26 protein-coding genes are annotated in these 25,042 nt (G+C 67.6%); 8 read left to right on the top strand and 18 right to left on the bottom strand.

Features of this window, described 5'->3' with window-relative positions; all coding sequences use genetic code 11:
* Position 1: 1 nt before the first annotated feature.
* From AB4Z55_RS21380 to AB4Z55_RS21360, 5 genes are all read right to left on the bottom strand, one after another.
* Positions 2 to 769 (bottom strand): hypothetical protein, encoded by a 768-nt coding sequence (locus AB4Z55_RS21380; protein ID WP_354563536.1) that lies wholly within the window; start codon positions 767 to 769, stop codon positions 2 to 4.
* The gene (gene sepH / locus AB4Z55_RS21375; RefSeq protein WP_369520473.1) at positions 770 to 1,729 is read right to left on the bottom strand and encodes a septation protein SepH; all 960 of its coding nucleotides are present in this window, start codon (positions 1,727 to 1,729) and stop codon (positions 770 to 772) included.
* A 233-nt stretch (positions 1,730 to 1,962) separates the two neighbouring features.
* Complete coding sequence (serC, locus tag AB4Z55_RS21370) at positions 1,963 to 3,108, bottom strand: phosphoserine transaminase (protein WP_369520472.1); 1,146 nt, start codon at positions 3,106 to 3,108, stop codon at positions 1,963 to 1,965.
* A gap of 139 nt (positions 3,109 to 3,247) precedes the next feature.
* Positions 3,248 to 3,598 carry a DUF6054 family protein gene (locus AB4Z55_RS21365; RefSeq protein WP_369520471.1) on the bottom strand — a complete coding sequence of 117 codons (351 nt, stop codon included), beginning with the start codon at positions 3,596 to 3,598 and terminating at the stop codon, positions 3,248 to 3,250.
* A 1,444-nt stretch (positions 3,599 to 5,042) separates the two neighbouring features.
* Complete coding sequence (locus tag AB4Z55_RS21360) at positions 5,043 to 6,170, bottom strand: citrate synthase 2 (RefSeq protein ID WP_369520470.1); 1,128 nt, start codon at positions 6,168 to 6,170, stop codon at positions 5,043 to 5,045.
* Between the two features lie 128 nt (positions 6,171 to 6,298).
* Here AB4Z55_RS21360 and pdxH point away from each other — a divergent pair, with 128 nt between their 5' ends.
* Entirely contained in the window at positions 6,299 to 7,033 is a 735-nt protein-coding gene (gene pdxH / locus AB4Z55_RS21355; protein WP_369520469.1) for a pyridoxamine 5'-phosphate oxidase, read from the top strand.
* A gap of 18 nt (positions 7,034 to 7,051) precedes the next feature.
* Here pdxH and AB4Z55_RS21350 read toward each other — a convergent pair whose 3' ends face one another.
* Positions 7,052 to 7,498: a hypothetical protein gene (locus tag AB4Z55_RS21350; protein WP_369520468.1), complete on the bottom strand. Its 447-nt coding sequence runs from the start codon at positions 7,496 to 7,498 to the stop codon at positions 7,052 to 7,054.
* Between the two features lie 156 nt (positions 7,499 to 7,654).
* On the opposite strand from AB4Z55_RS21350, the gene AB4Z55_RS21345 reads away from it, so the two are divergent.
* Positions 7,655 to 8,923 carry an MFS transporter gene (locus tag AB4Z55_RS21345; protein WP_369520467.1) on the top strand — a complete coding sequence of 423 codons (1,269 nt, stop codon included), beginning with the start codon at positions 7,655 to 7,657 and terminating at the stop codon, positions 8,921 to 8,923.
* Between the two features lie 44 nt (positions 8,924 to 8,967).
* Entirely contained in the window at positions 8,968 to 10,041 is a 1,074-nt protein-coding gene (locus tag AB4Z55_RS21340) for an isopenicillin N synthase family dioxygenase (RefSeq protein ID WP_369520466.1), read from the top strand.
* A gap of 14 nt (positions 10,042 to 10,055) precedes the next feature.
* Here the strand turns inward: AB4Z55_RS21340 and AB4Z55_RS21335 are convergent, their stop codons facing one another.
* The 6 genes from AB4Z55_RS21335 to AB4Z55_RS21310 all read right to left on the bottom strand — a co-directional run bounded on the left by AB4Z55_RS21335 (position 10,056) and on the right by AB4Z55_RS21310 (position 13,723).
* On the bottom strand, positions 10,056 to 11,090 hold the full coding sequence (locus AB4Z55_RS21335) for an oxygenase MpaB family protein (protein WP_064571262.1): 1,035 nt from the start codon (positions 11,088 to 11,090) through the stop codon (positions 10,056 to 10,058).
* A gap of 44 nt (positions 11,091 to 11,134) precedes the next feature.
* A complete protein-coding gene (locus AB4Z55_RS21330; RefSeq protein ID WP_004020164.1) occupies positions 11,135 to 11,404 on the bottom strand; it encodes a DUF4235 domain-containing protein in 270 nt (89 codons plus the stop codon).
* A gap of 52 nt (positions 11,405 to 11,456) precedes the next feature.
* A complete protein-coding gene (locus AB4Z55_RS21325) occupies positions 11,457 to 11,714 on the bottom strand; it encodes a DUF3618 domain-containing protein (RefSeq protein ID WP_064571261.1) in 258 nt (85 codons plus the stop codon).
* The gene (locus AB4Z55_RS21320) at positions 11,715 to 12,110 is read right to left on the bottom strand and encodes a phage holin family protein (protein WP_004020162.1); all 396 of its coding nucleotides are present in this window, start codon (positions 12,108 to 12,110) and stop codon (positions 11,715 to 11,717) included. It lies immediately after the preceding gene.
* Positions 12,111 to 12,182: 72 nt separating this feature from the next.
* Positions 12,183 to 13,055: a biotin-dependent carboxyltransferase family protein gene (locus tag AB4Z55_RS21315; RefSeq protein WP_354563527.1), complete on the bottom strand. Its 873-nt coding sequence runs from the start codon at positions 13,053 to 13,055 to the stop codon at positions 12,183 to 12,185.
* Positions 13,052 to 13,723: an allophanate hydrolase subunit 1 gene (locus AB4Z55_RS21310; protein ID WP_369520465.1), complete on the bottom strand. Its 672-nt coding sequence runs from the start codon at positions 13,721 to 13,723 to the stop codon at positions 13,052 to 13,054. Before AB4Z55_RS21310 ends, AB4Z55_RS21315 begins: the two co-directional genes overlap by 4 nt.
* Before the next feature lie 125 nt (positions 13,724 to 13,848).
* On the opposite strand from AB4Z55_RS21310, the gene AB4Z55_RS21305 reads away from it, so the two are divergent.
* The 4 genes from AB4Z55_RS21305 (at position 13,849) to AB4Z55_RS21290 (ending at position 17,914) form a co-directional block, all read left to right on the top strand.
* Positions 13,849 to 14,799, top strand: coding sequence for a carbohydrate kinase (locus AB4Z55_RS21305; protein ID WP_248644892.1), 951 nt, complete (start codon positions 13,849 to 13,851; stop codon positions 14,797 to 14,799).
* Between the two features lie 61 nt (positions 14,800 to 14,860).
* Positions 14,861 to 16,183 carry a citrate synthase gene (locus tag AB4Z55_RS21300; protein ID WP_004020158.1) on the top strand — a complete coding sequence of 441 codons (1,323 nt, stop codon included), beginning with the start codon at positions 14,861 to 14,863 and terminating at the stop codon, positions 16,181 to 16,183.
* A gap of 58 nt (positions 16,184 to 16,241) precedes the next feature.
* Positions 16,242 to 16,610 carry an FKBP-type peptidyl-prolyl cis-trans isomerase gene (locus tag AB4Z55_RS21295; RefSeq protein WP_004020157.1) on the top strand — a complete coding sequence of 123 codons (369 nt, stop codon included), beginning with the start codon at positions 16,242 to 16,244 and terminating at the stop codon, positions 16,608 to 16,610.
* Positions 16,611 to 16,624: 14 nt separating this feature from the next.
* On the top strand, positions 16,625 to 17,914 hold the full coding sequence (locus AB4Z55_RS21290; protein WP_101820385.1) for a deoxyribodipyrimidine photo-lyase: 1,290 nt from the start codon (positions 16,625 to 16,627) through the stop codon (positions 17,912 to 17,914).
* A 107-nt stretch (positions 17,915 to 18,021) separates the two neighbouring features.
* Here AB4Z55_RS21290 and AB4Z55_RS21285 read toward each other — a convergent pair whose 3' ends face one another.
* From AB4Z55_RS21285 to AB4Z55_RS21260, 6 genes are all read right to left on the bottom strand, one after another.
* Entirely contained in the window at positions 18,022 to 19,683 is a 1,662-nt protein-coding gene (locus tag AB4Z55_RS21285) for a DUF222 domain-containing protein (RefSeq protein ID WP_369520464.1), read from the bottom strand.
* Positions 19,684 to 19,955: 272 nt separating this feature from the next.
* Positions 19,956 to 21,185, bottom strand: coding sequence for an ABC transporter permease (locus tag AB4Z55_RS21280; RefSeq protein WP_369520463.1), 1,230 nt, complete (start codon positions 21,183 to 21,185; stop codon positions 19,956 to 19,958).
* The gene (locus tag AB4Z55_RS21275) at positions 21,182 to 22,078 is read right to left on the bottom strand and encodes an ABC transporter ATP-binding protein (RefSeq protein WP_369520462.1); all 897 of its coding nucleotides are present in this window, start codon (positions 22,076 to 22,078) and stop codon (positions 21,182 to 21,184) included. The genes AB4Z55_RS21280 and AB4Z55_RS21275 overlap by 4 nt, the downstream gene beginning before the upstream one ends.
* Positions 22,075 to 22,689 carry a hypothetical protein gene (locus AB4Z55_RS21270; RefSeq protein ID WP_004020152.1) on the bottom strand — a complete coding sequence of 205 codons (615 nt, stop codon included), beginning with the start codon at positions 22,687 to 22,689 and terminating at the stop codon, positions 22,075 to 22,077. Before AB4Z55_RS21270 ends, AB4Z55_RS21275 begins: the two co-directional genes overlap by 4 nt.
* Positions 22,686 to 23,018 carry a helix-turn-helix transcriptional regulator gene (locus tag AB4Z55_RS21265; RefSeq protein ID WP_033203714.1) on the bottom strand — a complete coding sequence of 111 codons (333 nt, stop codon included), beginning with the start codon at positions 23,016 to 23,018 and terminating at the stop codon, positions 22,686 to 22,688. The genes AB4Z55_RS21270 and AB4Z55_RS21265 overlap by 4 nt, the downstream gene beginning before the upstream one ends.
* Before the next feature lie 63 nt (positions 23,019 to 23,081).
* The gene (locus AB4Z55_RS21260) at positions 23,082 to 24,233 is read right to left on the bottom strand and encodes an NAD(P)-binding domain-containing protein (RefSeq protein WP_239402860.1); all 1,152 of its coding nucleotides are present in this window, start codon (positions 24,231 to 24,233) and stop codon (positions 23,082 to 23,084) included.
* A 67-nt stretch (positions 24,234 to 24,300) separates the two neighbouring features.
* Here AB4Z55_RS21260 and AB4Z55_RS21255 point away from each other — a divergent pair, with 67 nt between their 5' ends.
* Positions 24,301 to 25,032: an enoyl-CoA hydratase gene (locus AB4Z55_RS21255; protein ID WP_354563521.1), complete on the top strand. Its 732-nt coding sequence runs from the start codon at positions 24,301 to 24,303 to the stop codon at positions 25,030 to 25,032.
* The last annotated feature ends 10 nt before the right edge of the window (positions 25,033 to 25,042 follow it).

Genomic DNA, 25,042 nt, shown 5'->3' with positions numbered 1-25,042 from the left:
CTCAGAACCCGAAATACTCGCGGATGCGGCCTCGCTTGCGGGCATGCTCGTCCGGCGGGGCCGTCCGCTCCTGCGTGCGCGAAGCCGTTGCCGCCCGGTAGTTGTCGTAGTCGGCCGCGGTCGGCTCGTACTCGGCCGGGTGAAGGGCGAAGCAGGTGACGGTGATCGACGAAGGGTCGAGATCGGACTCCGCGAGCGGGTGGGTGTAGCGGAACCCGAGCCACGCGCGATTCGACTCCTCGGCGAGGTGTGCGGGGTGAAAGGGCAGCGACATCGGCGCGGTGGGCACGCCCTCGGCATGACTCAGCGGGTGTTCACCACCCCAGAACGGTTTCTCGAAGGTGAACGGCAGGCCGTGGTCCTCGTGGATGGTCACGGGGTCGGCCGCGAAGGAGCGGCGTAGCGTCCCCGACTCCCACCGAGCGAACACACCGAGGGAGGTGTCCGGCTCGGCGTACAGCAGGGTCGTCGTCGCGCTGGGGCGGATCCGTGCGAGTGCGCGGGTCAGTGTCGACGGTGCTTTCGTCTCGAACAGCGAGCAGGACACGACGGCCAGCGGGCCGTAGAAGCCGGCGTAGACGTGGGTGTCGCGGGCTGCGGCGGCGGTCGCGAGATCGGTGTCCACGAGGGGGACGAGCACACTGTCGCCGAAGACGGCGCAGGCCAGCTGATGGGCGTGCTGAGAGTCATTGGCCGGACCGGTGCGGAGGATCGAGGCCGGATCGTCGGAGTCGATGAACCAGACGGTGGCCGCGCGCGCCGAGGCCACTCAGCTGTTCCCGTTGCTGCGCACGCCGAGCAGGACATCCTCCCACGCCGGGACAGCAGGTTTACGCGTCTTCTTCCGGCGCGGACGTTCGGGTCCGGCCGCGGGAGCCGACGGCGCGTCGTCCGTGTCGGCGTCGTCGGGCCGTGCGGGCGTGGGCTCGTCCGGGGTGTCCGCGGTGTCGCCGGAATCGGTGGGCTGGTCGTCGAAGCCGAAGTCGAACGGCACGGTGCCGTCGTCGTCGGCCGGCCGCCGGTCGTGGCGCGCGCGTTGTGCACCGATGATCGAGTTCGCGTCGATGGTGACCTCTTCGCGTCCGTCCGGGGTCGTCTCGACAGCGACCTCGGGGGTGGCCACCGGGGTCAGCCGGCGACGGGGAGCGATGGTCTCGGGGTGGGTGAGCTCGTCGGCGAGATCGTCGAGCGGGTCGACGCTGCCACCGTGCGAGCCGGGCTGGTAGCGCCAGTGCGCCAGGTTGTCGGTTCGTCCGACGCTCCAGGCCACCTGCACCACCCAGTAGCCGTCGTCACCCTTCCATGCGTCCCAGTCGGCGTCGTTCGGGTTCTGGCCGTAGGCGAGGAGTCCCTCGGTGACCGACTCGACGAGCGTTGCGACGGCGGGGCCGTCGTGGCGGATGGGATGCGCGGCGCCGGCGAGTTCGGTGGCACGGCTGCGTTCGAGGAGGACCGGGTGGGCGAAGCGTTCGATCTTGTCGACGCCCACCCCTGCTGCGGCCGCCACCTCGGCGACGGTTGCACCCGCTCGGATTCGTGCCTGGATCTCGCGTGGCCGCAATGCACTCTCCATCTCGATCTCGATCTGTCCCAGTCGTGAGATGTCGCCGCGGGCTGCGGCGCGGAGGCGTTCGTCGGAGGCGATCCGGAATTTCTCACCCGATTGCGGGTCTTGACAGATGACATGGGAGCCGTCGGTTTCCACTCCGACGACGCGGAGCTCACGCATCTGCTCCTCCTCCGGTGGGTGCACGCATTGGGGTCACATTAACTCACCGATCTGCCGATTCACTGTGGGACACGCGGCAAAACCGCAGTTCAGCACGCGTGGGGCTCAAGCGACGCCAGCGGTCGATGCGTCGGATGTGGTCTGTGGGAACCAGGCTACCGGTTCGTGAACCACGACCGGCGCGCCGCAACGATCTGTGCGGCGCGCCGGTGGTCGACGGATCTACGAGGCGGTCAGAGACGCTCGACGATGTAGTCGATGCACTCGGTGAGCTTGCTGACGTCCTCGGGCTCGATGGCCGGGAACATGCCGATGCGCAGCTGGTTCCGACCCAGCTTGCGGTACGGCTCGGTGTCGACGACCCCGTGCGCGCGAAGGATTTTGGCGACGGCCGCGGCGTCCACATCGTCGTTGAAGTCGATGGTGCCGACGACCTGGCTGCGGTTGGCTGCCTCGGTGACGAACGGGGTCGCGAACTGGCTGGCCTCGGCCCACCGGTAGAGGCGTGAGCTGGAATCGGCGGTGCGCGAGACGCACCAGTCCAGGCCGCCGTTGTTGTTCATCCACTCGATCTGGTTGGCGAACAGCAGCAGCGATCCGACAGCCGGGGTGTTGTAGGTCTGGTTCTTGCTGCTGTTGTCGACCGCGGTCGGCAGCGACAGGAACTCCGGGCACCAGCGGTCGGTCTCGGCGATCTCCGCGACGCGGGCGAGCGCACGCGGGCTCATCAGCGCGACCCAGAGTCCACCGTCGGACGCGAAGCACTTCTGCGGCGCGAAGTAGTAGACGTCGGCATCGGCGATGTCGACGGGCAGGCCGCCCGCACCCGAGGTGGCATCGATGGCGATGAGCGCGTCATCCGAGCCTGCGGGACGCACGACGGGAACCGCCACACCCGTCGAGGTCTCGTTGTGGGCCCAGCCGATGAGGTCGACGCCGCCGAAGTCGTCCGCGGTCAGCGCGGCCGGATCGGGTGCGGTGCCCGGGTCGGTCGAGATGACCGCGGGGGAGTCGAGGAACGGTGTCTTCTTCGCGACCGTCGCGAACTTCGACGAGAACTCGCCGTAGGTGAGATGTAGCGAACGCTGCTTGATCAGGCCGAACGCCGCGGCATCCCAGAACGCGGTGGTGCCACCGTTGGAGATCACGACCTCGTAGCCCTCGGGCAGGGAGAACAGATTCGACAGGCCTTCGCGGATCGAGCCCACGACGTTCTTCACCGGGGCCTGACGGTGGCTGGTGCCGAACACCGACGCACCGGTGTCGACGAGGGACTGCAACTGCTCGGGGCGCACCTTCGACGGTCCGCAACCGAAGCGGCCGTCCGACGGCAGCAGGTCGGCGGGCAGGGTGACGGGTGCGGTGGCGGCTTCGCTCATGACGGCAATTCTAGGGAGTGGTCCCCGCCACCTCGGGTTCGGTCCCTGCAAACCCGGTGACAGCGCCGTCTCCGGCTCGGTTGCCTCTGCATGTACGCGCGACGAGTGCAAGACGCGCCCGTGCACATGAGCGTGCGGCTCAGGCGGACCGGCGTCCGATGATCGTGTCCATATGGCCGACGAATTGCGACAGGAACGCGTCCTCGCCGTAGAAATTCAGCTTCCAGAACACGGCCTGGCTACCTCCGGATGTGATGGCGACCAGGTTGAGCTCACGTCCGCGACCTATCAGCGTGACGGTCAGACTCAGCCGATTGCCACCGACCATGCTGTAGCGCTCGAAGACGAGAGTTGCGCAACGGACGTCGCCGACCGTGATGTCGCTGCCCGCTTCGTAACTCGCCGACGAGCTGCCGTTGAGAACGCAGGCGTGGATTGCGTGGAGGACTTCGTCGAAGTCGCCGGTGAAGGCGCACTCGTGCTTGGACATGTGTTCTCCTTGGTGTTTCGGTGGCGAGCGCGTCCGGCCACGTCAGCTATCTCTCGATCCGATGTGATCACGGGGGTGGCCACGCGGGCGACTGAGGAAGCGCCGGGAACTGTTCCGGCCGACGTGAATTCGCGGTCACCGAGTCCGTGTCTTCGGTTATGACCTGGCCGCGGTACGCGGGATGCGATCGGACGGTTTCTCGTCGTAGTCAGGGTCCCGGCCATGCGAGAGACTGAGGCAGAGTTGGAAACCCTTTTCCGCCGAGAAGTTTTGGCTCCAACTCGGCAGCGGACCCGTCAGGTGCGAAAGGATTCTGGCCTGAGTACGCCGGAATCTGATCGAGCATTCGGGCTGCCCATCGAGCGCAGGGTCGCTCGTTGAAGGGCGGTTCCGGCGGAGCTGGCGTCCCTCGTCGTACTGCATCAAACTTCCACGGGTAGAAAACGTCGAAATGCGGGGCACGCGCGGTCGCCCCTGCAACAGCAGCTGGACCGACACCTGCCCGTGGATCGGTCTTACCTCCGGGAAGTTGGGCAACGAAGCTGAATTCAGTCGCGTTGAGGTAATCGCTCTCCGGCTCTTGTGTCTTCACATCGGCGCGACCGTTGGTTGTGTAACACCCGCGGGCGGAGACTTGGTTTTCGCTGGAATCCAGCTCGAGGATGGTGGCGTACAGAGTGCCGAAATACGCTGGCTTATCACCTTCCGGCTGTTCGGGTGCGAAGAGGCAACTCATACGATGGTCGACGGTCGGGGCGGGAGCGGCAGCAACCGCACCGGGATAGGCGGCCTGCCGGCCGAAGATCGACAACTGGCATGACTCAACATAGGCGCGCGCCAACTCGGCCGCTCTGCTGTAGAGGTTGATTTGGTCGGATGCAGACCAGACCGCGTTGTAGGGACCGGCCACCCCAGTGGGGAAGCGGTAGGCACTCGGCTCGGAACTCGAATCCGTTGACGCTGAAATTTTCCCGCGTCCATTGTCCTGTGGCGATACCGCTGTCGAGCAAGAGATGACGGAGAGAACTGCACATAGCGCAAAGACAGTGAGAATCGACGGAGGCCGAAGTGAGAGTTTCATCTACTTGGGGCCGTTCAAAATCATGTTGTCGTAATTGTCTGGATCGGTTTGATCGAAATGCTTCTTACCATTGGTGTCCCCCGTGCTGGTCCTACGAGGGGTGAGTTCGGCATCGCTGAGCTGGTGATCGCGCTGATGTCCGGCCGCGGCGCGGACTCGATGAAGTACCCCATGCCTTCGAGTGCGCCTGCGACGCCGTCCATCGCACCTGGATTGACGACAAAATCCCCGCTCATCGTTCCCCCGACAGTCGTTGTGAGCACGTGACTTGGGGAACACTTTACGATGCCGGCCGCGACCCGACGAGCGGGTGTCCACAACCGACCCGACCAGGCTGAACCTGGCCGCGGCTGTGGAAGGGACCTACAGACCCGGCTTCACGACGTCACCCCAGCCCTCGACGTCCTCGGGGCGCCGGGGGCTCGGGCCGGTGTAGATCGCGGCCGGGCGGACCAGCTTGCCCAGGCGCTTCTGCTCCACGATGTGCGCACACCAGCCGGCGGTCCGGCCGCAGGTGAACATCGCCGGCATCATGTGCGTCGGCACCTCGGCGAAGTCGAGGATGACCGCCGCCCAGAACTCGACGTTGGTCTCGATGGCGCGGTCGGGGCGTCGTTCGCGGAGTTCGGTGAGCGCGGCCTGCTCGAGTGCGGCGGCGATCTCGAACCGCGGCACGCCCAATTCCTGTGCGGTGCGACGGAGTACGCGGGCACGCGGATCCTCCGCGCGGTACACGCGGTGCCCGAAGCCCATCAGCTTCTCCTTGCGGTCGAGGATGCCCTTCACGAGTCCTCGTGCGTCCCCGGTGTTCTCGACCTCTTCGATCATCGGCAGCACGCGGGCTGGGGCGCCGCCGTGCAGCGGACCGGACATGGCGCCGATCGCGCCCGAGAGCGAGGCCGCGACGTCGGCGCCGGTGGAGGCGATGACCCGCGCGGTGAACGTCGACGCGTTCATCCCGTGCTCGGCGGCGCTGACCCAGTAGGCGTCGATCGCGGCGATGTGCCGGGGATCGGGGTCGCCCTTCCAGCGCGTCATGAAACGTGCCGTGACGGTGTCGCATTCGTCGATCACGTGCTGCGGGACCGCGGGCTGATGGATGCCGCGCGCCGACTGCGCCACGTACGACAGTGCCATCACCGACGCGCGGGCGAGATTGTCGCGGGCGGTCTCGTCGTCGATGTCGAGGAGCGGCTGGTAGCCCCAGATCGGGGCGAGCATCGCGAGTGCGGCCTGGACGTCGACGCGCACGTCGCCGGTGTGAATCGGCAATGGGAACGGTTCTGCCGGTGGCAGGCCGTCGCCGAACTTGCCGTCGACCAGGAGCGCCCACACATCGGCGAAGGTCACCTTGTTCTCGACCAGGTCTTCGATGTCGACGCCGCGGTAACGGAGATTGCCGCCGTTCTTGTCCGGTTCGGCGATGTCGGTCGTGAAGGCCACCACGCCCTCGAGACCGGCGACGAAATCCTCGGGAACAGTGTTGGCCATGGCAACCCACCTCACTCGACGTCTGTGTCGTGCATCCGCGGGGATGCAATCCACGTGGAACTGTAGATCAGCGCGGCGCCCCGCGTGTACCCCGGAGTAACGAGTGAGGTCGGAGTAGCGTCAGGAAAGTGCTGGACGAGTCGCGCGACCCCATCGACCTGCCGAACATGCGCGTCGGATACGGCGGCGGCATCCCACCCAACATCGGCGAGGGTGACCGTGCCGCCGGCGCCGACGGCATCCGCGAGAACCTCGACCCGAGCTGGCTGCGTGGCGACCCGCCGTGGCTGGACCTCTTCCATGTCTGGCTGCGCGAGGCCATCGACGCCCGTATCGCCGAACCCAATGCGATGGTCCTCGGCACGGCCGACGCGGACGGCCGGCCGTCGACCCGAACCGTCCTGTGCAAGGGAGTCGACGCGAACGGGGTGGTCTTCTTCACCGGCTACGACTCCGACAAGGGTCGGCAACTGGCCGCGAATCCGTGGGCCTCGGTGACGTTTCCCTGGATCGCGCTGGAGCGTCAGGTGCACTTCCGCGGCCCGGTCGAGCATGTCAGCGCCGAGGAGATCCAGGCCTACTGGGAGCTCCGACCCCGCGGTTCCCAGTTGTCGGCCGCGGCGTCGGAGCAGTCGCGGCCGATCGAGAGCCGCGTCGAACTCGAGCAGAAGGCCGCCGACCTCGCGGAGGCCTTGGGTGGTTTCGACAGTGGGGCGGAGGTGCCGGTCCCGACCTCCTGGGGTGGGTACCGCATCGCCCCGGTCGAGGTCGAGTTCTGGCAGGGGCGAGCCAACCGTCTACACAATCGGGTTCGGCTCACCCACGTCGATCACACCTGGCGTGCCGAACGGCTGCAGCCGTGAGGGTCGACGCCGTCCCGGTCAGCGATAGTCGAGGCGTTTCGTGTCGAGTGTGGTGAGACCGCACTGCGCCTGGGCGAAAATCGGTGCCCGATACACGTGATGGGAGACGCGCACGCCGTTCACCCAGATCGTGCAACGGGCGTAACCACCCCATGACGTGATGTTCGCCGCCGTCTGCTGCCGCTTCTGGTGCGAGGTGAAAGTGGTTGTGGTCGACCACAACATGGTCGCCGGATCGAAGTTGCGCAGTGTCATGCCGACCCGGGCCGCGCGAGGTGCCATCCGGTGGTGGCCGTCGACCCACCAGAAGCCGTAGGTGCTTCGCTGATCCGAGGCGACCTGGACCGTGATCCGATCGCCGGCCGTCGGATACCGCGGACTGGCCTGTGCTGTCCCCGGAATCGCGAGACCGAGCACGACGGCCATCGCGACCGTCACCACCGTCAGCCGGTGCCGAACACCCATGTGCATTCCCCTTCTCGAAGCCCCGACCCAGGTGCGAGTGCGCCTCGGGCGGAGATGACCATAGCGGAGGGCCGCACCCACGTTGCGGTCACTCTTCACAAGGCACGTGTCGGCCTGCGTGACCCGACGCCGGGCGGCGGTCATAGCATCGTGGAAATGGCCCGCCTTCTCGCCGACACCGCGCCGCTGCGCAATCACTACTTCCGGCGGCTGTGGCTCGCGAACATCGTCACCGTGATCGGCGCGCAGCTGAGTGTCGTCGCGGTGCCCGCTCAGATCTATGAGGTCACGGGGAGTTCGGCGTACGTCGGGCTGACCGGGGTGTTCGGTCTGGTCCCGCTCGTCGTCTTCGGCTTGTGGGGCGGGGCCCTGGCCGACGTCGTCGACCGTCGGACCCTGCTGATCATCACGACCATCGGCCTCATCGTCTGCAGCGCACTGTTCTGGGCACAGGCCGCGGTGGGCGGGCAGAACGTCTGGATCGTGTTGGTGCTCTTCGGCGTTCAGCAGGCCTTCTTCGCCGTGAACCAGCCCACGCGGACGGCGGTACTACCTCGACTCCTCGACACCAAGGACCTGCCCGCCGCGCTGTCGCTGAACATGACGGTGATGCAAGCGGGCGCCATCGCGGGGCCGTTGGTCGGCGGCTCCCTGATCCCGGTTCTCGGCTACTCGCTCCTGTACTTCGTGGACACACTGTTCCTGGTGCCGACGCTCATCGCCGTCATCATGTTGCCGTCCCTGCGACCGGAGAGCGAGGCAGCGCCGAAGGTCGCGGGCCTGCGCTCGGTCCTCGACGGCCTTCGGTACCTGGCCGGGCACAAGATCCTCCTCGCATCCTTCCTCGTCGACCTCATCGCCATGATCTTCGGCATGCCGCGGGCGCTGTTCCCACAGATGGCCCACGAGAACTTCGGTGGCCCCGAAGGCGGTGGCATCGCGTTCGCCTTGCTGTTCACGGCGATCGCCGCGGGAGCCGTCGTCGGCGGGATCTTCTCGGGTTGGGTCGCCCGCGTGCAGCGGCAGGGTCTCGCGGTCATCGTGTGCATCATCATCTGGGGTCTGGCGATCACCGGGACGGGGATCGCGGTGTCGTTCGCCGACGGCGCCGCCATGCCGATGCTCGTCGTCGCGGTCGTGCTGCTGATGATCGGTGGGGCGGCCGACATGGCGTCCGCGGCGTTCCGGCAGACGATCCTGCTGGCGGCCGCGACCGACGAGGTGCGCGGCCGACTGCAGGGCGTGTTCATCGTCGTGGTGGCCGGCGGCCCGCGGATCGCCGACGTCGCCCACGGCGCCGCGGCCGCCTCGATCGGGGTCGCCGCGGCGACGGCGTTCGGGGGCATCGCGGTCGTGATCGCGACGATCGTGGCCGCACTGATGATCCCGGCGTTCGTGCACTATCGCGCCGGTCAGCGCACCTGAGGGCCCGGTTCGCCGACCAGCGCGACCCGGCGATCGGTGCCACCATGGACGCCATGACCGCCGCCGCCACCGGATTCGACGTGCCGCTCATCGACATCTCGCCGTACACACGCAACGGCGATCCCGCCGACCGGGCCGTGGTGGCGGCGAGGTTCGACGACGCGGCGAGTTCGGTCGGCTTCATCCAGGTCGTCGGGCACGAGATCCCGGCTGCGGTCATCGACGAGTTCACCGCGGTCATGGACGACTTCTTCGCCCTTCCGCTCGAACTGAAGAAGACCTACCGCACACCGCCGAAGATCAATCGCGGGTACGCGCCGCCGAAATCGGAATCCCTGTCACTCTCGCTGGGCGTCGAGTCCGCGGGACGCATGAACGACTTCTTCGAGGCCTACAACGTCGGGGTCGAGGCAACGCAATACCCCGAACTCGACCTGCCCGCCGACCAGTACGCGACCAACACCTGGCCGGCCGTCGACCATTTCCAGGCGGCGGTCTCGGCGTACTTCAGCGAGGCCCGCCGCGTCGCCCACACACTGACCAGGATCTTTGCCGACGCCCTCGACCTGCCGGCCGACTTCTTCGAGGGATTCACCGACCATTCCCTCGACGTGCTCCGGATGAACAACTACGCCCTGCCGCCGGGTGAGATCGAACTCGACGGCGAGCTGACCGGCATGGGCGAGCACACGGATTACGGGATCGTGACAGTGCTGTGGGCCGACCAGGTGCGAGGCCTACAGGTGCTGGATCGGAACGGCGAATGGCACGACGTGAGTCCGGCTGACGGTGCGCTGCTGATCAATCTGGGCGATCTGATGGCGCGCTGGACCAACGAGCGATGGACCTCGACCCTGCATCGGGTCAAACCGCCCGTCGTCGACGGCTCGGTGGAACGGCGCCGATCCGCGGCCTACTTCCACGACGGGAACCTCGACGCGATGATCACGACCTTGCCGTCGTGCGTCGGGGCCGGCAGCCGCTATTCACCGATCACCGTGGGCGAGCACATCGGTGCGAAACTGGCAGGCTCGCGGGCCGGACGTCCGAACCCGCACGCCACCCGGGAGGCCGGACGGGTCCGGCAGGCCATGCGACGAAGCCAGGGGCAGCAGTAGGAGACTCGTGGGTCTCAGTCAGCGGTGAGCACGCCGGGGTAGGACGCCCGCCGTGCGGCGGTCACCGGGCAGTAGTGCATCGGGTTGTCGCGCTCGCTCTCCGGGGGCAGGTTCCGCGTGGGCGTGTGCACGATCGGTGCGTCCGCGGCGACTCTTCCGGTGACGCGGTCCCATGCGTCGCGCGGCCGCGGATGGCGCAGCACCCGCTTGGGTAGGAGCTTGTGCATCACGAGGTTGATGCCCTTGCCCAGCAACCGGAATCGTCGCTCGTCCGTGTCGGTCCACTCGAGGCCGAGGATCTCGCGAACCGGCTCGTCGTAGAACCCGGTGGTCAGCCACATGAACAGCTTCTGGTTCTGCGGCACCAGATACCGGTCCCACAGCCACGTCGGTATGAAGCCGAGGAAGGGCGGCGGCGGCAACTGGGTGATGTCGAGGACCGTGCGAACCGAGACGTGATCGCGGAGCACGTTGCGGCACATGTAGTCCCAGTACTCCAGGAAGTCCTCGTAGGTGTCCGGCACGGGACGCATCGACACGCCGTACTGGGCGTACCAGGCCTTCGACTCCTCGAACAGCTGGCGCTTCTGGTCCTCGGTCAGGAAGGGGCCGAATCGCTCGCACAGCCGGACGTTGCCGTACCAGAACGTGGCGTGGGCCCAGTAGAAGACATCGGGATCCAGCGCGTGGTAGCGGGACCCGTCGTCCATCGTCCCCTTGACGGTCCGGTGGTAGTCGCGTACCTCCAGCCCGGTCTGCGCGCCGGGCACGACGGAATCGAAGACCACCCCGCTGATGGGATACAGCGACCGCATCAGACGCTGCCATCGCTCGCCGAAGAAGTCCGAGTGGTCCCACACCGCGGCGCCCAGTTTGGGGTGCATGTTCTGGATCGATCCGGCCCACAGACCCTGGAACATTCCCGTCCAGGTGCCCCAGATCTGCCAGGTCAGCGAATCCGGACCGAGAGGCTCGTACTCGTGTGCCGACGCCGCGTCGTCGGTGTGAACGGGACAGGCCTCCGTCGCAGCGTCCATAACCTCGGTCATGAGACGAAACCCTAGGTTCGTCTCACCCCGGTGTCAACTGTCGGTCACTCGGGATTCTCGTGGGTCACGGCCCGGTAGCCACGTGCGCCGGCCCGGTCGACCGCGGCCTTGACGAGTCCGAAGACGAGACCCTGCAACGCGGCAGCCACCAGGACCTCGGTGTTCGAGCGCTCGAGGTCCTTCGGATCGGGTGCCGACTCGTCGTCGGAGATCCGTTTCCAGATCTGACCGAACACCGCGCCCGCGGCGATACCGCCGAGCACGCTGGTCGCCAAGGACATCGGTTTGTACATCGCCTTCGATACGGCACTCATGCGAATTCCTCGCTCATTCGGTAGTGGACCCTGGGCGGATCGTGGTCGGAGGTCAGCGGCGTCGACGACGGACGATGACGATGGTGCCGACGGCCAGCACGGCGGCCACCGCCGCGCCGATCAGCACGGTCGAGTTCTCCTGGGCCTTCACCTGTGCGGTGTGCGCCGTCCTCGACGCCGCGTCGTTCACCCGCGCCGGGACATCCAGCTTGGCGGCCAGCGCGTCGACGGTCTCGGCCAGTTCCTGGCGTTGCTGCTCCACCGGGGGCGGGGTGTCGGCCGGAGTGTTGTTCTCGGGTGTCTCACTCATCTACAGGTGCTCCTTCACAGTCGCCACGTCGCGCTGGACACTCTCGACGGTGCGCTCCGGGGCCGGCGGCACCGCGGACTTGGCCCGTTTGGCTCCGATCGCGGCGGCGGCCCCGCCGATGACCAACAGGATCACCCCCACGATCACCGCGGCCAGCCACGCCGGTACCGCGTTCGCCAGCCCCAACACGGCTGCCGCGACAAGAGTGCCGAGGCCGAACAGCACCAGCAAGGTGCCCGCACCGGAGATGCCGGCGCCCACCCCGATCCGGGTGCCCTTGCCCTTCATCTCCGCGACCGCGTGCTGCAGCTCGGTCTTCACCAGGGTCGTCGTCTGCTGCTGCAGACGTTCGACGAGCTGCACGGTCGACAGGTCGTTCACAGACGGATCACTCACGCTCGTACCTCCTATCGGGACGCTGGTCTATGGCTTCCCTCGGTCGGCGATCCCGAAACGTCGATTCTCCGATCAGCGTTGCCGGAATCGGATCTCCGATCCGGGAGCGACCTGCGCGGCGAGATCCACCGCCTCGGCGGTGAGGACCGCCACCACCGGATAGCCGCCGGTGACCGGGTGATCGGCGAGAAAGATGACCGGACGGCCACTCGGCGGGACCTGGATCGACCCGTGGGCGATGCCCTCGGAACGGAGCTCCGCGGCGTCGTCACGGTGCGTGAGGAGGGGAAGCCCCGAGCCCTCGGCGCGGTCGACCCGCACGCCCACGCGATTGCTGTCGGTTCCGACCACCCAGGATCCGACGCACACGTCGGCCGGAGCAGCGAGATGGTCGGCACGGGGGCCGGTGTGGCAGTCCAGAACGACGACCTGCGGGTGCTCGTTGTCGGCGGGGGCGGACCACGTGGTCGGCCAGTCACCGGCGGCGTGACCCAGGGGCAACAGCGCGCCGGTGTCGAGTGGAGGCGGCCCGAGTCCGGAGAGGGTGTCGGTCGACCGCGAGCCCAACACCGGTTCGACGTCGATACCGCCCCGCACGGCGACGTAGTTGCGCAACCCCCAGGTGGGCGCGTCGAGCGACAGCTCGTCACCGGCACGAAGCACGAGAGCCGCGGCGAGCCCCGCGGGGATCCCGTTGCGACGCACCACGGTGTCCGCCCCGGTCGCCGCGACCAGTACGTCGGAATCGGCGCGAATTCGCAACCCGCCCAGCGTCGTCTCGACCACCGCCGCCGACTCCGCATTGCCCACAAGACGATTGGCCAGAGCGTGGGCCGCACGATCCGCAGCCCCCGACCGCGGGACGCCGAGGTGTGCGTACCCGGGCCGCCCGGCATCCTGGACGGTCGCCAGAGGCCCCGTCGCGAGAACCGTCAGCGAGGTCATCTGCGTCCGCGCCCGGCGTCGACGAAGCGGACCATCCGGCCCGCGGTGAACAGGGCGGGGGGATCGGCGTGCGCGTCCCACAGGCGAACATCGGTGCGGCCCAGCAACTGCCAGCCGCCGGGGCTCGACCTCGGGTACACCGCGCTGTACCCGGCGGCGATCGCGACCGACCCCTCCGGAACGTTCGTGCGTGCTTCCCGGCGTCGACCCACCGTGTCGAACGGGTGCGATGCCTCGTCGTCGGCGACGAGATAGCCGAAACCCGGTGCGAAACCCATGAACTGGACGCGCCATCGGGTGCGGCAGTGCACCTCGACGACCTCGTCGCTCGTCATGTCCAGTGCCGCAGCGACATCCGCGAGGTCCGCGCCGTCGTACTCGACCGGGATGACGATCTCGTCGGAAACACGCTGGTCGTTGTCGTGCTCGGCGTCGGTTCCGCGGTGTCGCAGCGCGCGGCGGACACCGAGTTCGTCCACACCGCGACCCGGATTCGCCTGGACCAGGAGGGTGTGCGCGCTGGGCACGAGATCGGTCACCTCGGCGAGCTCGCCGCGATCGATCGCGGCGCGCAACGCCCTGGTCGCGGCGAGCACCGCGGCCGACGGGGCGTCATCGGCCGAGAAGTCGAGGACCACCGCGTCGGGGCCCGCCGGCAGCTCGTGCATGGATCGAATCTACCCCGGGCGACGTGGTGTCCCACCCCGCGAAGTCCAGGCGTGCGCCCGCGTTGCGATGGCAGACTCGGTGGAGGTGCCGTGCCCGGTGGCCCATGCGAATGCGAGGAGAGACCGTGAGAGAGATCGTCGTCTGCGGCGAGTCGCTGGTCGATGTCGTGCAGCAGGGCGGAAGTCGGCACGAGGCGAACCGAGGAGGCCTGGCGCCCCTGCAGCCCGCCCTGGGCGGCGGTCCATTCAATGTCGCAATCACCCTGGGGCGGTTGGGGAGTGCGGTGTCGTTGCTCTCGGCGGTGTCCACCGACACCTATGGCGATGCGATCGTCGACGCGCTCCGCGCTGCCGGGGTGGGAACCGCGCTGGTCCAACGTCGCGACGAGCCCACTTCCTTGGCTCTGGCGACCATCGCCGACGACGGATCGGCACGCTATTCCTTCTACGTGGAGGGGACCGCAGACCGGGCGGTCACCGATCCGGGCGCGCTGCCGCCCACCGTCGCGGCGGTGACGTTCGGGACCCTGTCGCTCGTGCTCGAACCCGGTGCCACGGTGTACGAGAACCTGATGCGTCGCTGCCGCGCCGAGGGTCGAGTCGTGGTGCTGGACCCGAACATCCGGCCCGCGGTCATCGACGACCCCGACGACTACCGACGCCGTTTCCGCAGCTGGATGTCGTCGGTGGACCTGGTCAAACTCTCCGACGAGGACGCGGCCTGGCTCGGCGACGGGCCGGCGGGCAGTTCGGCGGCGGACTGGCTGGGTGACGGAGTGGCAGCGGTTGTCACCACAGCCGGGGCATCGGGCATCACTGTTCGTACAGCGGTCGGTGAGGTGACCGCGCCGGCGCCGTCCGTCGACGTCGTCGACACGATCGGCGCGGGGGACAGCGTCCTCGGAGGCCTTGTCCACCACCTGGACCGGCACGGTCGGCTCTCCCCGGACGCGGTGCGTTCACTGACCGTCGAAGAGTGGCGAGAAGCGGCCGAATTCGCAGCTCACGTGGCTGCGGTGACGGTGTCGAGGCCCGGGGCCGACCCTCCGTGGGCGGGCGAGCTGAGAAGCGACTAGGTTGTACCTGTGTGTCCTACCCGGACACTGTAAAAATCTCTGATCTGAATAAGGGGTTCGTGTGTCTGCTGAAACAGTCCCAGCCGACCAGGCGTCCGACACGGCCTCAGCGACCTTCACCTACCCCGGTGGACAGCTGGAGCTCCCGATCCTGAAGGCCACCGAGGGCACCGACTCGGTCGCGCTCGGCAAATTCCTGGCCGAGACCAATCTGACCACCTTCGACGGTGGCTTCGTGAACACCGCGTCGACCAAGTCGGCCATCACCTACATCGACGGTGACGCCGGCATCCTGCGCTACCGCGGGATCCCGATCGATCAGCTGGCCGAGAAGTCGACCTTCATCGAGGTGAGCTACCTGCTCATCTACGGCGAGCTCCCGACTCCGGCGCAGCTGGAGGACTTCACCACCAAGATCCAGCGCCACACGCTCCTCCACGAGGATCTCAAGCGCTTCTTCGACGGCTTCCCCCGCAACGCGCACCCGATGCCGGTGCTGTCGAGTGCGGTCAACGCGCTGTCGGCCTACTACCAGGACTCGCTCGACCCCAAGGACGACGAGCAGGTCGAGCTGTCGACCATCCGCCTCCTCGCGAAGCTGCCGACCATCGCGGCCTACGCGTACAAGAAGTCGGCGGGTCAGCCGTTCCTCTACCCGGACAACTCGCTGAGCCTGGTCGAGAACTTCCTGCGGATGACCTTCGGCTTCCCCGCGGAGCCCTACGAGGTCAACCCCGAGGTCGCGAAGGCGCTCGACATGCTGTTCATCCTGCATGCCGACCACGAGCAGAACTGTTCGACCTCGACGGTCCGCCTCGTCGGCTCGTCGCAGGCCAACCTGTTCACCTCGATCTCCGGCGGCATCAACGCACTCTGGGGTCCGCTGCACGGCGGCGCCAACCAGGCCGTGCTCGAGATGCTCGACGACATCCGCGCCGACGGTGGCGACACCAAGGACTTCATGAAGCGGGTGAAGAACAAGGAAGCCGGCGTCAAGCTCATGGGCTTCGGTCACCGCGTTTACAAGAACTACGATCCGCGCGCCGCGATCGTGAAGAAGACCGCCGATACGATCCTGGAATCGCTTGGCGTGCAGGATGATCTGCTCGACATCGCGAAGGGTCTCGAAGAGGTCGCGCTCAACGACGACTACTTCATCGAGCGCAAGCTGTACCCGAACGTGGATTTCTACACCGGTGTCATCTACCGTGCGATGGGCTTCCCCACCCGCATGTTCACCGTGCTGTTCGCGCTGGGACGCCTGCCGGGATGGATCGCCCACTGGCGCGAGATGCACGAGGACCCGACCACCAAGATCGGCCGTCCGCGTCAGCTCTACACCGGCTACACCGAACGCGACTACGTCCAGATGGGCGATCGCTGAGCGACCGCTCTCGCCGGACACGTCTGACCGCCGCACACCCGACTCAAAGGAGAGTCCAGTGACCAGCACCGAGAAGCCCACGGTCGAGTTCCAGGCGGGACCCCCGCCGGCCGACCTGACCATCTCCGACCTCATCGTCGGCGAGGGTGCCGAAGCCGCCCGCGGCGGCATCGTCGACGTTCACTACGTCGGGGTCGACTACGAGACGGGCGAAGAATTCGATTCGTCGTGGGACCGCGGCCAGTCGGCCAACTTCCCGCTGGACCGGTTGATCCCGGGCTGGCAGGAGGGAATCCCCGGCATGAAGGTCGGCGGACGCCGTCAGCTGACCGTTCCGCCCGAGCTCGCCTACGGTTCAGCCGGTGCGGGCCATCGTCTGTCGGGACGGACGCTCGTGTTCGTCATCGACCTGCTCGGAGTGGGCTGACGTCCGCGACCTCACTGGTCTGGCTCAGGCGTGATCTGCGCCTGAGCGACCTCCCGCCGCTCGCCGCGGCCGCCTCGGGGACCGATTCGTCGGTCCTCGTGTGCTTTGTGCTGGACCCGCGGCTGGAGAAGTCCTCGGGTGAGCGGCGCCTGGCCTTCCTGTTCGACTCGCTGCGCGAGATCGACGACAAACTCGACGGCAAGCTACTCGTCGTCCGGGGACGCCCCGAGGACGAGATCCCGAAGCTGGCCCGGGCGGTCGACGCCGAACGAGTCCACATCTCCGAGGACTTCGCGCCGTTCGGCCGACGACGCGACGAGGCCGTCGCCGACGCGCTCGGCGACGTCGAACTCGTGGCGACCGGGTCGCCGTACCTCGTCTCGCCCGGCCGGGTGACCAAAGACGACGGTTCGCCGTACAAGGTGTTCACGCCGTACTCGAAGCGGTGGCGTGACCACGGGTGGCGCGCACCCGCCGACTCGTCGGTGCCGGCGAAGAAGATCGTCGACCCATCGGATCTGACGAAGACCGGACGCATCCGGGTCCCTGCCGCGCCGACGACGCTCTCCATCCCCGCGGGCGAGGATGCGGCCACGGAGCGCTGGGCCGAATTCGTCGACGGCGATCTCGCCGACTACGACTCCGGCCGCAACGATCCCGCCGGGGACAGCACCAGCCGGATGTCGGCGTACCTCAAATACGGCAACATCCATCCCCGCACGCTCGCCGCGGATCTGGGCAGGTCGGGGGGAGCGCAAGCCTATCTCCGCGAGCTCGCGTTCCGTGACTTCTATGCCGACGTGCTCTATCACTGGCCACACAGCCTGTGGCACAACTGGAATCGCCAGTTCGACGGCATCGATCTGGATACCGACGAGAAGGCCTACGAGCGGTTCGACGCCTGGAAGGCCGGGCGTACCGGCTTCCCGCTCGTCGACGCCGGGATGCGTCAGCTGGCCGAGACCGGCTATATGCACAACCGGGTGCGCATGGTCACCGCGTCCTTCCTCGTCAAGGATCTGCACCTGCCGTGGTGGTGGGGAGCGGAATGGTTCCTCGATCAACTCATCGACGGTGACATGGCGTCGAACAACCACGGTTGGCAGTGGGCTGCGGGCACGGGAACCGATGCGGCACCGTACTTCCGGGTGTTCAACCCCGAGGCCCAGGCCAAGAAGTTCGACCCAGACGGCGAGTACGTCCGCCGGTGGGTGGGCGACATCGACGCCGACGACTATCCCGAGCCGATGGTCGATCACAAGGCCGAGCGTGAAGAGGCGCTCCGCCGATTCGGCCAGATCTAGTCCCGCAACGTCCCCTGCTGGTCGAGCGTGTCGAAACCACCTGCCGCACACGAGGACTGCACTGGCCCGATCCAGCTTCGCTGGCCGTCCCGCGAGGGATGAGATCGTCAGAAGGGTGGTGGGTCGAGGCGGTCGAGCTCTTCGCGGGCTTTCCTGTTCCGGGCGCGCTCTTGTCGCCGGCGGGCCAGTTTGGCGTCCAGTCGGCTGGTGGTGCGCTCCGAGTTGTCGACGGAGGCGATGATGTGTGGGGTGGGTGGGGCTTGAGCGGCCTGTTCGAACCGGATTCGCCGCAGGTTGGGGAAGGTGTCTTCGAGGGTTTCGGCATCCCCGGGCAGGGTGACCCCTTCAGGGGTCTCGTATTCGGTGACCAGGCGGCCGCCTTCGTCGCGGTATTGCACGTCGACCCAGTCACCGTGGGTTTTGAGGAGATGACTGGGGCGGCACTTGGCGTTGAGGTTCTCACTCGACGTCGCCCCACCCCGGGCAGGGTCGGTGTGGTCGTACTCGGTGACGTGGTCGAGATCGCATGCGAATGCCGAACGGGTACAACCGGGTTCGGTGCAATAGCCGTCCCGCACCCGCACGAAATCAGCGCACGACGCGGTGGGCCGGTACCCGTTGCCAGGATGGGTTGCCGGGTAAACCACTGCTACTGATGCGGTGGTGTCGCCGGGCTCACCGTCCGATCGAGTTGTGGCGCCACCGTTGTCGTCGTCGGCTCGTGTGTCTTCGGCTGATGCCGGGCGTTGGGCGGTCCGCCGGTGATCGTCGTCGTTGGTGGCGACGTAGGTGGGTTGGGTGCGGGCCGGGGTGACCGGGGTGAGGGTGGCGTCGGGGCGGGCGGCGAGGTCACGGACGTGCTCGTCGCTGATGATGCCGTGCTCGTCGAGGAACCCCACCCCAGGCGCCCCCGCGAGGGTGGCGGCGTCGGTGACCACATGGATCACTATCTCGGCGCGCACCGCGTCGAGGACACTCCGCGGGTCGGGAATGTCGGCAATGCAGGGCTCGTCGTCGGCGCACTGGCACTCGAATGCCGTGCGGGTCAACAGCGCGAACATCGCATCGGACTGGCGGTGCCCGCGCTTGCGCCCGTCTCGTTTGCATACCGCATCAGCGAGGACGCGGACGGCTTTGGCTGAGATCCGCACGTTCTCTGCCGACATGACGGCGGTGAGTTCGGCGGTGCCGTCGGGCAGTTCGTGCGTCCACACCCCACGTTGGTCCATCGCGTCTTTGCGGCGTTGGCGTACCGCATCCGGATCGTGGCGGAACACGAGGCGGTCGACCATGTCGCGCAACCGCGCCCGATCCCACACACCGCTGCGGCGGCGCAGAGTACCGGCGATCTCGGCGTCGAGGGCGGGGATGATGGGGTCGTCGGCGGGGATCAGCTCGGTGCGGGAGAGGATCAGCCGGATCTGCCACTGCGACAGGATCCCGTCACGCAGGGTGTCCGCGGTGTCGGGAAGCCGGTCACGCAGGGCGATTGCCTCGTCGATCAAGATTTCGGCCTGCCGTCGTGACACCGCGCCTTGGCGGGCGATCCGGGCGGCGCAGTCGGCGTGGCCGTCCATCACGAAGCCTGAGGCGCTGGTGGTGACGAGCCGGTCGGTCATCGCCGCGATCGTCTGATATCGATGCCAGGCGAGATAGGACTCTCCGCGTCGGGTGGCGTCGAGGCCGCCCATCAACATGACCATGTCGGTCTCGGCCGCGCGGGCAGGATCGACCCCGGCGACGAACTCGCCCGGTAGATCGGTCCACATCCTCACAACGCCCCCCGACGCCTGTTTCGTCACCCGCCCCGACCAGGGTGATCCGCTACAGACCAATGTAAACCCGACCACCGACAACCTTTTCCGATCTCAGCAGACGACGTCGTCGTGGTCGAAATGGGTTCCGGGCGTTGCGGTATGGGGCCGGACGGATTGGCGACGCCTGAGTTCCGCGGGTCACCAGGTGGTTTCGACACGGCGCCTCGCTCCGCTCGGGGCCGGCTCAACCAGCGGAGGGCGGGCCCCGGCTCAACCAGCGGGGGTCAGCGGGCGAGCTTGAGCACCTCACCCCACCCGATGCGCGATCCGGTGCGCAGGATGGAGCGCTGGTAGATCCGCGCGGCGATCCAGGTGGCGGCCGCACAGGCGGCACCCATCAGACCGAACGTCACGATTTTCTGCACGGCATCGGTGTCGCCGGTGGCGATGCGCATCGGCATCAGGGCCGCGCTGAACGGCGGTATCCAGCTGAGTACCTCGATCAGCGTCGAATCCATCGCCTGGACACCGAAGATGCCCGAGTACAGCACCGCGACCGCGAGGAACGTCAGCGGAGCCGACGACGAGTTCAGCTCTTCCTGTCGGGACACGATGGCCCCGGTCGCCGCGTAGAGGGAAGAGAAGAACAGGAACCCGAGGAGGAACCACGCGATCACCGCCGCGAACATCCCGAGGGCGGCACCCGGGAGGGTGAGTATTCCGGTCGCGGTACCGGCGATCAATGCGGTCGCGCCGAGCAGCACCACCTGGCCCAGGGCGACGACGCCGATGCCGATGATCTTGCCCCACAGCAGGTGCAGCGGCTTGATGGTCGCCAGCAACAGCTCCACGACCCGCGACGTCTTCTCTTCGACGACGCCGACGGCGACCATCGTGCCGCCCATCATGATCGCCGTGACCAGCAACACCACGCCGACCATGGCGATGAGCAGACGCTGTCCCTCATCGGGCTTGTCCGGCTCGGTCTGGGTCACGCTGATGTCGACGGTCGGCAGGGTGGCGGCGTCGACGCCGCGTTCGGACAGTGCCGCCGTCAGATTCGCCTGCGACACCGCGGTTCTGATGGGCCCCTCGAGCGCGGGCTCGAGGCTGTCCTTGGTGATGATGACGTACGACCCGGGTGCTTCACCGGGCACCAGCGCGGCGGCCACATCGCCGCTGTTCACGCGATCCCGCGCCTGTTCGACAGTGTCGGCGGGTTCGGTGGCGATGGTGGTGCCCGACGCCTCGCCGACGGACACGATGGACTCGGTGACCGCTGACGGCTGACCGACGACGGCGACCTTCTCGGTGTCGTCCCCGCCGGAGAACAGGTTGATGATGATGGCACCGGCGATGATCACGACCATCAGCAGTGCGGTGCTCACCACGAAGGACTTGGTCTTGGCGCGCGTGGTGATCTCGCGGCCGGCGACGAGACGAATGGCCTGTGCGGCAGTGGCACTGGTGTCGCCGGTGGCGGGTGTCGGCGGGGTGTCGCGTAGCGTGGTCATGCGGAAACCACCTCTCGGAACAGGTCGGTCAGGGACGGGGTCGAGGTCGCGAAGCGGTGGACGGGACCGTGTTGCAGCGCGGTGGAGAGGATCAGCTGATCGTCGGCGGTCTGCGGGTCGATGAGGAGCCGGGTCGTCTCGCCGTACTCCACGCTCCGCACGCCCGGAAGGCCTTCGGCCCAGGCGATGTCGGCACGCGGCCCGGTGATCTCGAGGCTGACCCCGTCGCGGGCGCGAAGGTCGTCGACGGTGCCGAGCGCACGCATCTGGCCCTTGGCGATGATGCCCACGCGATTGCACAGCCGCTGGACCAGGTCGAGCTGATGCGAGGAGAAGATGACCGGAATGCCCTCGGCTGCTTTCTCTTTCAATACGTCACTCATCACGTCCACGGCGACCGGGTCCAGACCCGAGAACGGCTCGTCGAGCACGAGGACGGTGGGATCGTGGACCAGTGCGGCGGCGAGCTGGACGCGTTGCTGGTTGCCGAGGCTGAGATCGGCGACGTTGTCGTCGTAGCGCGCGCCGACGCCCAGCCGGTCGGTCCAGCGCCGGACCGACTCCTCGGCCTCGGCGGCGGACATGCCGTGCAGGCGCGCCAGGAACGTGAGTTGCTCACCGACTTTCATCTTCGGGTACAGGCCGCGCTCCTCGGGCATGTAACCGATCCGGCGGCGCAGGTCGAGGTCGATGCGGCGGTCGCCGAGCCGCACCTCGCCGGAGTCGGCGGCGAGCACGCCGAGGATGATGCGCATCGTCGTGGACTTGCCGGCGCCGTTGCTGCCGACGAAGCCGAAGATCTCACCGGGCTCGACATGAAAGGTCATGTCCTGCAATGCGACGAGATCTCCGTAGCGTTTGTGGAGCCCGTCGACGATCAGTGGTGCGGTCACGGCGCACCCTCCTCACTGGGGATGGTTGTCGGGTCGGATGACAGTGCTTCGAGGTCTTCGGGGTCGGGATCGGCCATCCACCAGGCGGTCAGCATGGTCGGCACGCAGATGGCGGAGAGTACGAGGGTGATCAGCAGGATCGCCGAGCCGTAGACGGCCTGCCCGGGTACCTCGTCGCGGAAGCTGAGGACGATCAGCACCGCGTACGGGATGAACATCAGGCAGTACAGCACGGTGAAGCCGATCGAGCGTGCCGAGTTGCGTTGCGCCACCTGGATCTCGTCGAGTGCCGTCACCGGTGTGTCGGCGATCGAGCCCGTGACGATGCGGAGCAGGTAGAGCGTCGTGATGATCCCGAACAGGCCGATCATGAACGGGAGGAGAAACCACCCGGATGTGAAGAACGCGATGATCGAGCTGAAGAGGAGCACGGTCGCGAAGAACACCTGCGCCACGACGAGGCGCCGGAACGTGCGCCGGGTGCGCCACGAGGTCAGACGGTGGGAGTTCTTGGCATTGAATTCCTGATGCCGCTGACCGCGCCATTGTTCATAGCGTCGCCAGAGCGCGGGGGTTGCCTCCTCGGGGATGGCCGAGTAGGGGTCGGTCATCGTTCACCTCCGGTGTCGTCGGTGTGGATGGTGTGGACGGGTGGTGATTCTGGTGACTTCGGGGATGTTTCGCGGTGGTAGAGCGCCGCCGACATCGCCCCGAACTCTCGACGGCTGAACACCGCCTCGACGGGGAGGTCGAAGACGTCGCAGATACGGAAGGCGAGGTCGAGGCTGGGATAGTTGTCACCGCGTTCGAGTGCGCCCACCGACTGCACGTTGATGCCCACGAGGGCGGCGAGTTCGGCCCGCGACATCCGACGCTCGGCGCGAAGGACGCCGATGCGGTTGTAGATGGGAAGCTTTTCCCCACGGCGTATTGGACTCACGTGACTTAGTGTTGTGAAAACACAACAACTTGTCAAGAGCGGGCAAACCGTCCCGCCGTCGGGTCAGTGCGCGGACACGCCGAGCAACTCGGCCGCGACCCGCGCCGCCTCACGCCCGGCGCGATTGGCGCCGATCGTGGATGCCGATGGGCCGTAGCCGAGTAGCTGAATTCGCGGATCGGCGTCGACGACGGTCGCGAGGCGCCCGGTCATGGTGATCCCCCCACCCGGCGCGCGCAGCCGCAGCGGGGCGAGATGGTCGATGGCGCTGCGGAATCCGGTGTTCCAGAAGATGACGTCGAGGTCCAGGTGGTCGGGTACGCGCGCGCGATCGAGGCCCTCACCGGTCCCGCCGTCGCAGTCCCAGCACACGCCGGTCTCGGTGATACGGGTGAACATCGGGCGCCATGTCAGGATCCCGTCCCGTTTCGCCGCCGCGATCGTCGGGGTGAGCGCCAGCCCGGTCACCGACACCACCGACGTGGGGGGCAGCCCGGCGCGCACACGCCGTTCGACACGGGCGACGGCCTCGCGTCCCTGTTCCGGGGTGAACGGCCCGGAGTTGAACACCGGTTCGCGCCGCGAGCACCAGAACGTCTCGCTCCCAGGTGCCTCCCGGGCGATCTCGATCAGCAACTGGATCGCAGAGATGCCCGCACCGACGACGAGGACGCGTTTGCCCTCGAACTCCTCGGGCGACGTGTAGTCGTGTGTGTGCAGCTGTCGGCCGCGGAAGTCGGCTGCACCCGGGATGTGCGGGATGAACGGCCGGTCCCAGGTGCCGGTGGCGTTGACGATCAGATTCGACGTGACCGAACCGCCGCCACCCAGCTCGGCGCGGAAGCCGTCGCCCTCACGTCGCACGGCGCGCACATGCACGGGCCGATGGACGGTGAGGCCGAACTTCTCCTCGTAGCGGCCGAAATAGGCGGGGACCGCAGTTGCGGCCGGTAGCTCGTCGCAGTCCAGACCGAGCGCCTCGACCAGACCCCAGCCCGGTAGGTCGTGGACGCGGTTGGCGGTGGCCAGGGTCAGCGTCGGCCACCGGAACTGCCAGGCGCCGCCGGGCCCGGGGGCGTGGTCGAGCATCTGGTACCGATCGCCGAGCCCGAAGCGGTGGAGGAAGTAGGCCGCCGAGAGGGCGGCTTGTCCGCCGCCGATGATCAACACATCCGTATGCGGGGCGGGCTGTGCGCCGGTCGGGGGGATCTGCACGTCCCCACCTTGTCACGCCGTGCCGCTGTCAGGCCGATGCGAGGTGTGGTCGGTAGGGTGGTGGCCCATGATCCACTCCACCACCGACGGATCGGTCGTCACGATCGAGTTGGACCGGGTAGACAAGCGCAACGCCCTGAACGAGGAGATGCTGTCGGGCTTGTCCGGTGCCTTCGACGCCGCGCTCGGGGCGGGTGCCCGCGCCATCGTCGTGACCGGTCGGGGGCCGGTCTTCAGCGCCGGTGCCGACCTGTCCGGTCCGGTGTACGACAAGGGTTTCCTCGACATCCTCGTCGGCACCCTGCGGCAGATCGAGACCGCGCCGGTGCCCGTGATCGCGGCGTTGAACGGGTCGGCGATCGGCGCGGGGCTGCAGCTGGCGATGGCCGCCGATCTCCGCGTGATGGCACCGGACGCCATCGCGGGCATACCGGCTGCGAAAATCGGTGTCGCCGTGGACGAGTGGACGATCCGGCGGCTGGTGTCACTGGTCGGGGCGGGGCAGGCCCGGGGAATGCTGATCGGGTGCGACCCGCTCGGTGCCGATCGGGCCCACTCGCTGGGCTTCGCGAACCGCATCGGCGATCTCGTCGATGCCCAGCACTGGGCGCACACGATCGCCGACCTCGCCCCGCTGACGCTCCAGCACTACAAGCTCGTCCTCAACGGCGACGGTGCCCGCGATGCGGCGCCCGACGATCGGGCCGCGGCGATGATGCGGGCGTGGGAGAGTTCCGACTTGCAGGAGGGCCGCGCGGCCCGCGCCGAGAAGCGCGCGCCCAGGTTCCTCGGGTCCTGAGCGGAGCACC

The sequence above is a fragment of the Gordonia sp. ABKF26 genome, from assembly GCF_041103195.1.
Lineage (GTDB): Bacteria > Actinomycetota > Actinomycetes > Mycobacteriales > Mycobacteriaceae > Gordonia > Gordonia terrae.
This window is presented reverse-complemented; position numbering and strand designations above follow the sequence as displayed.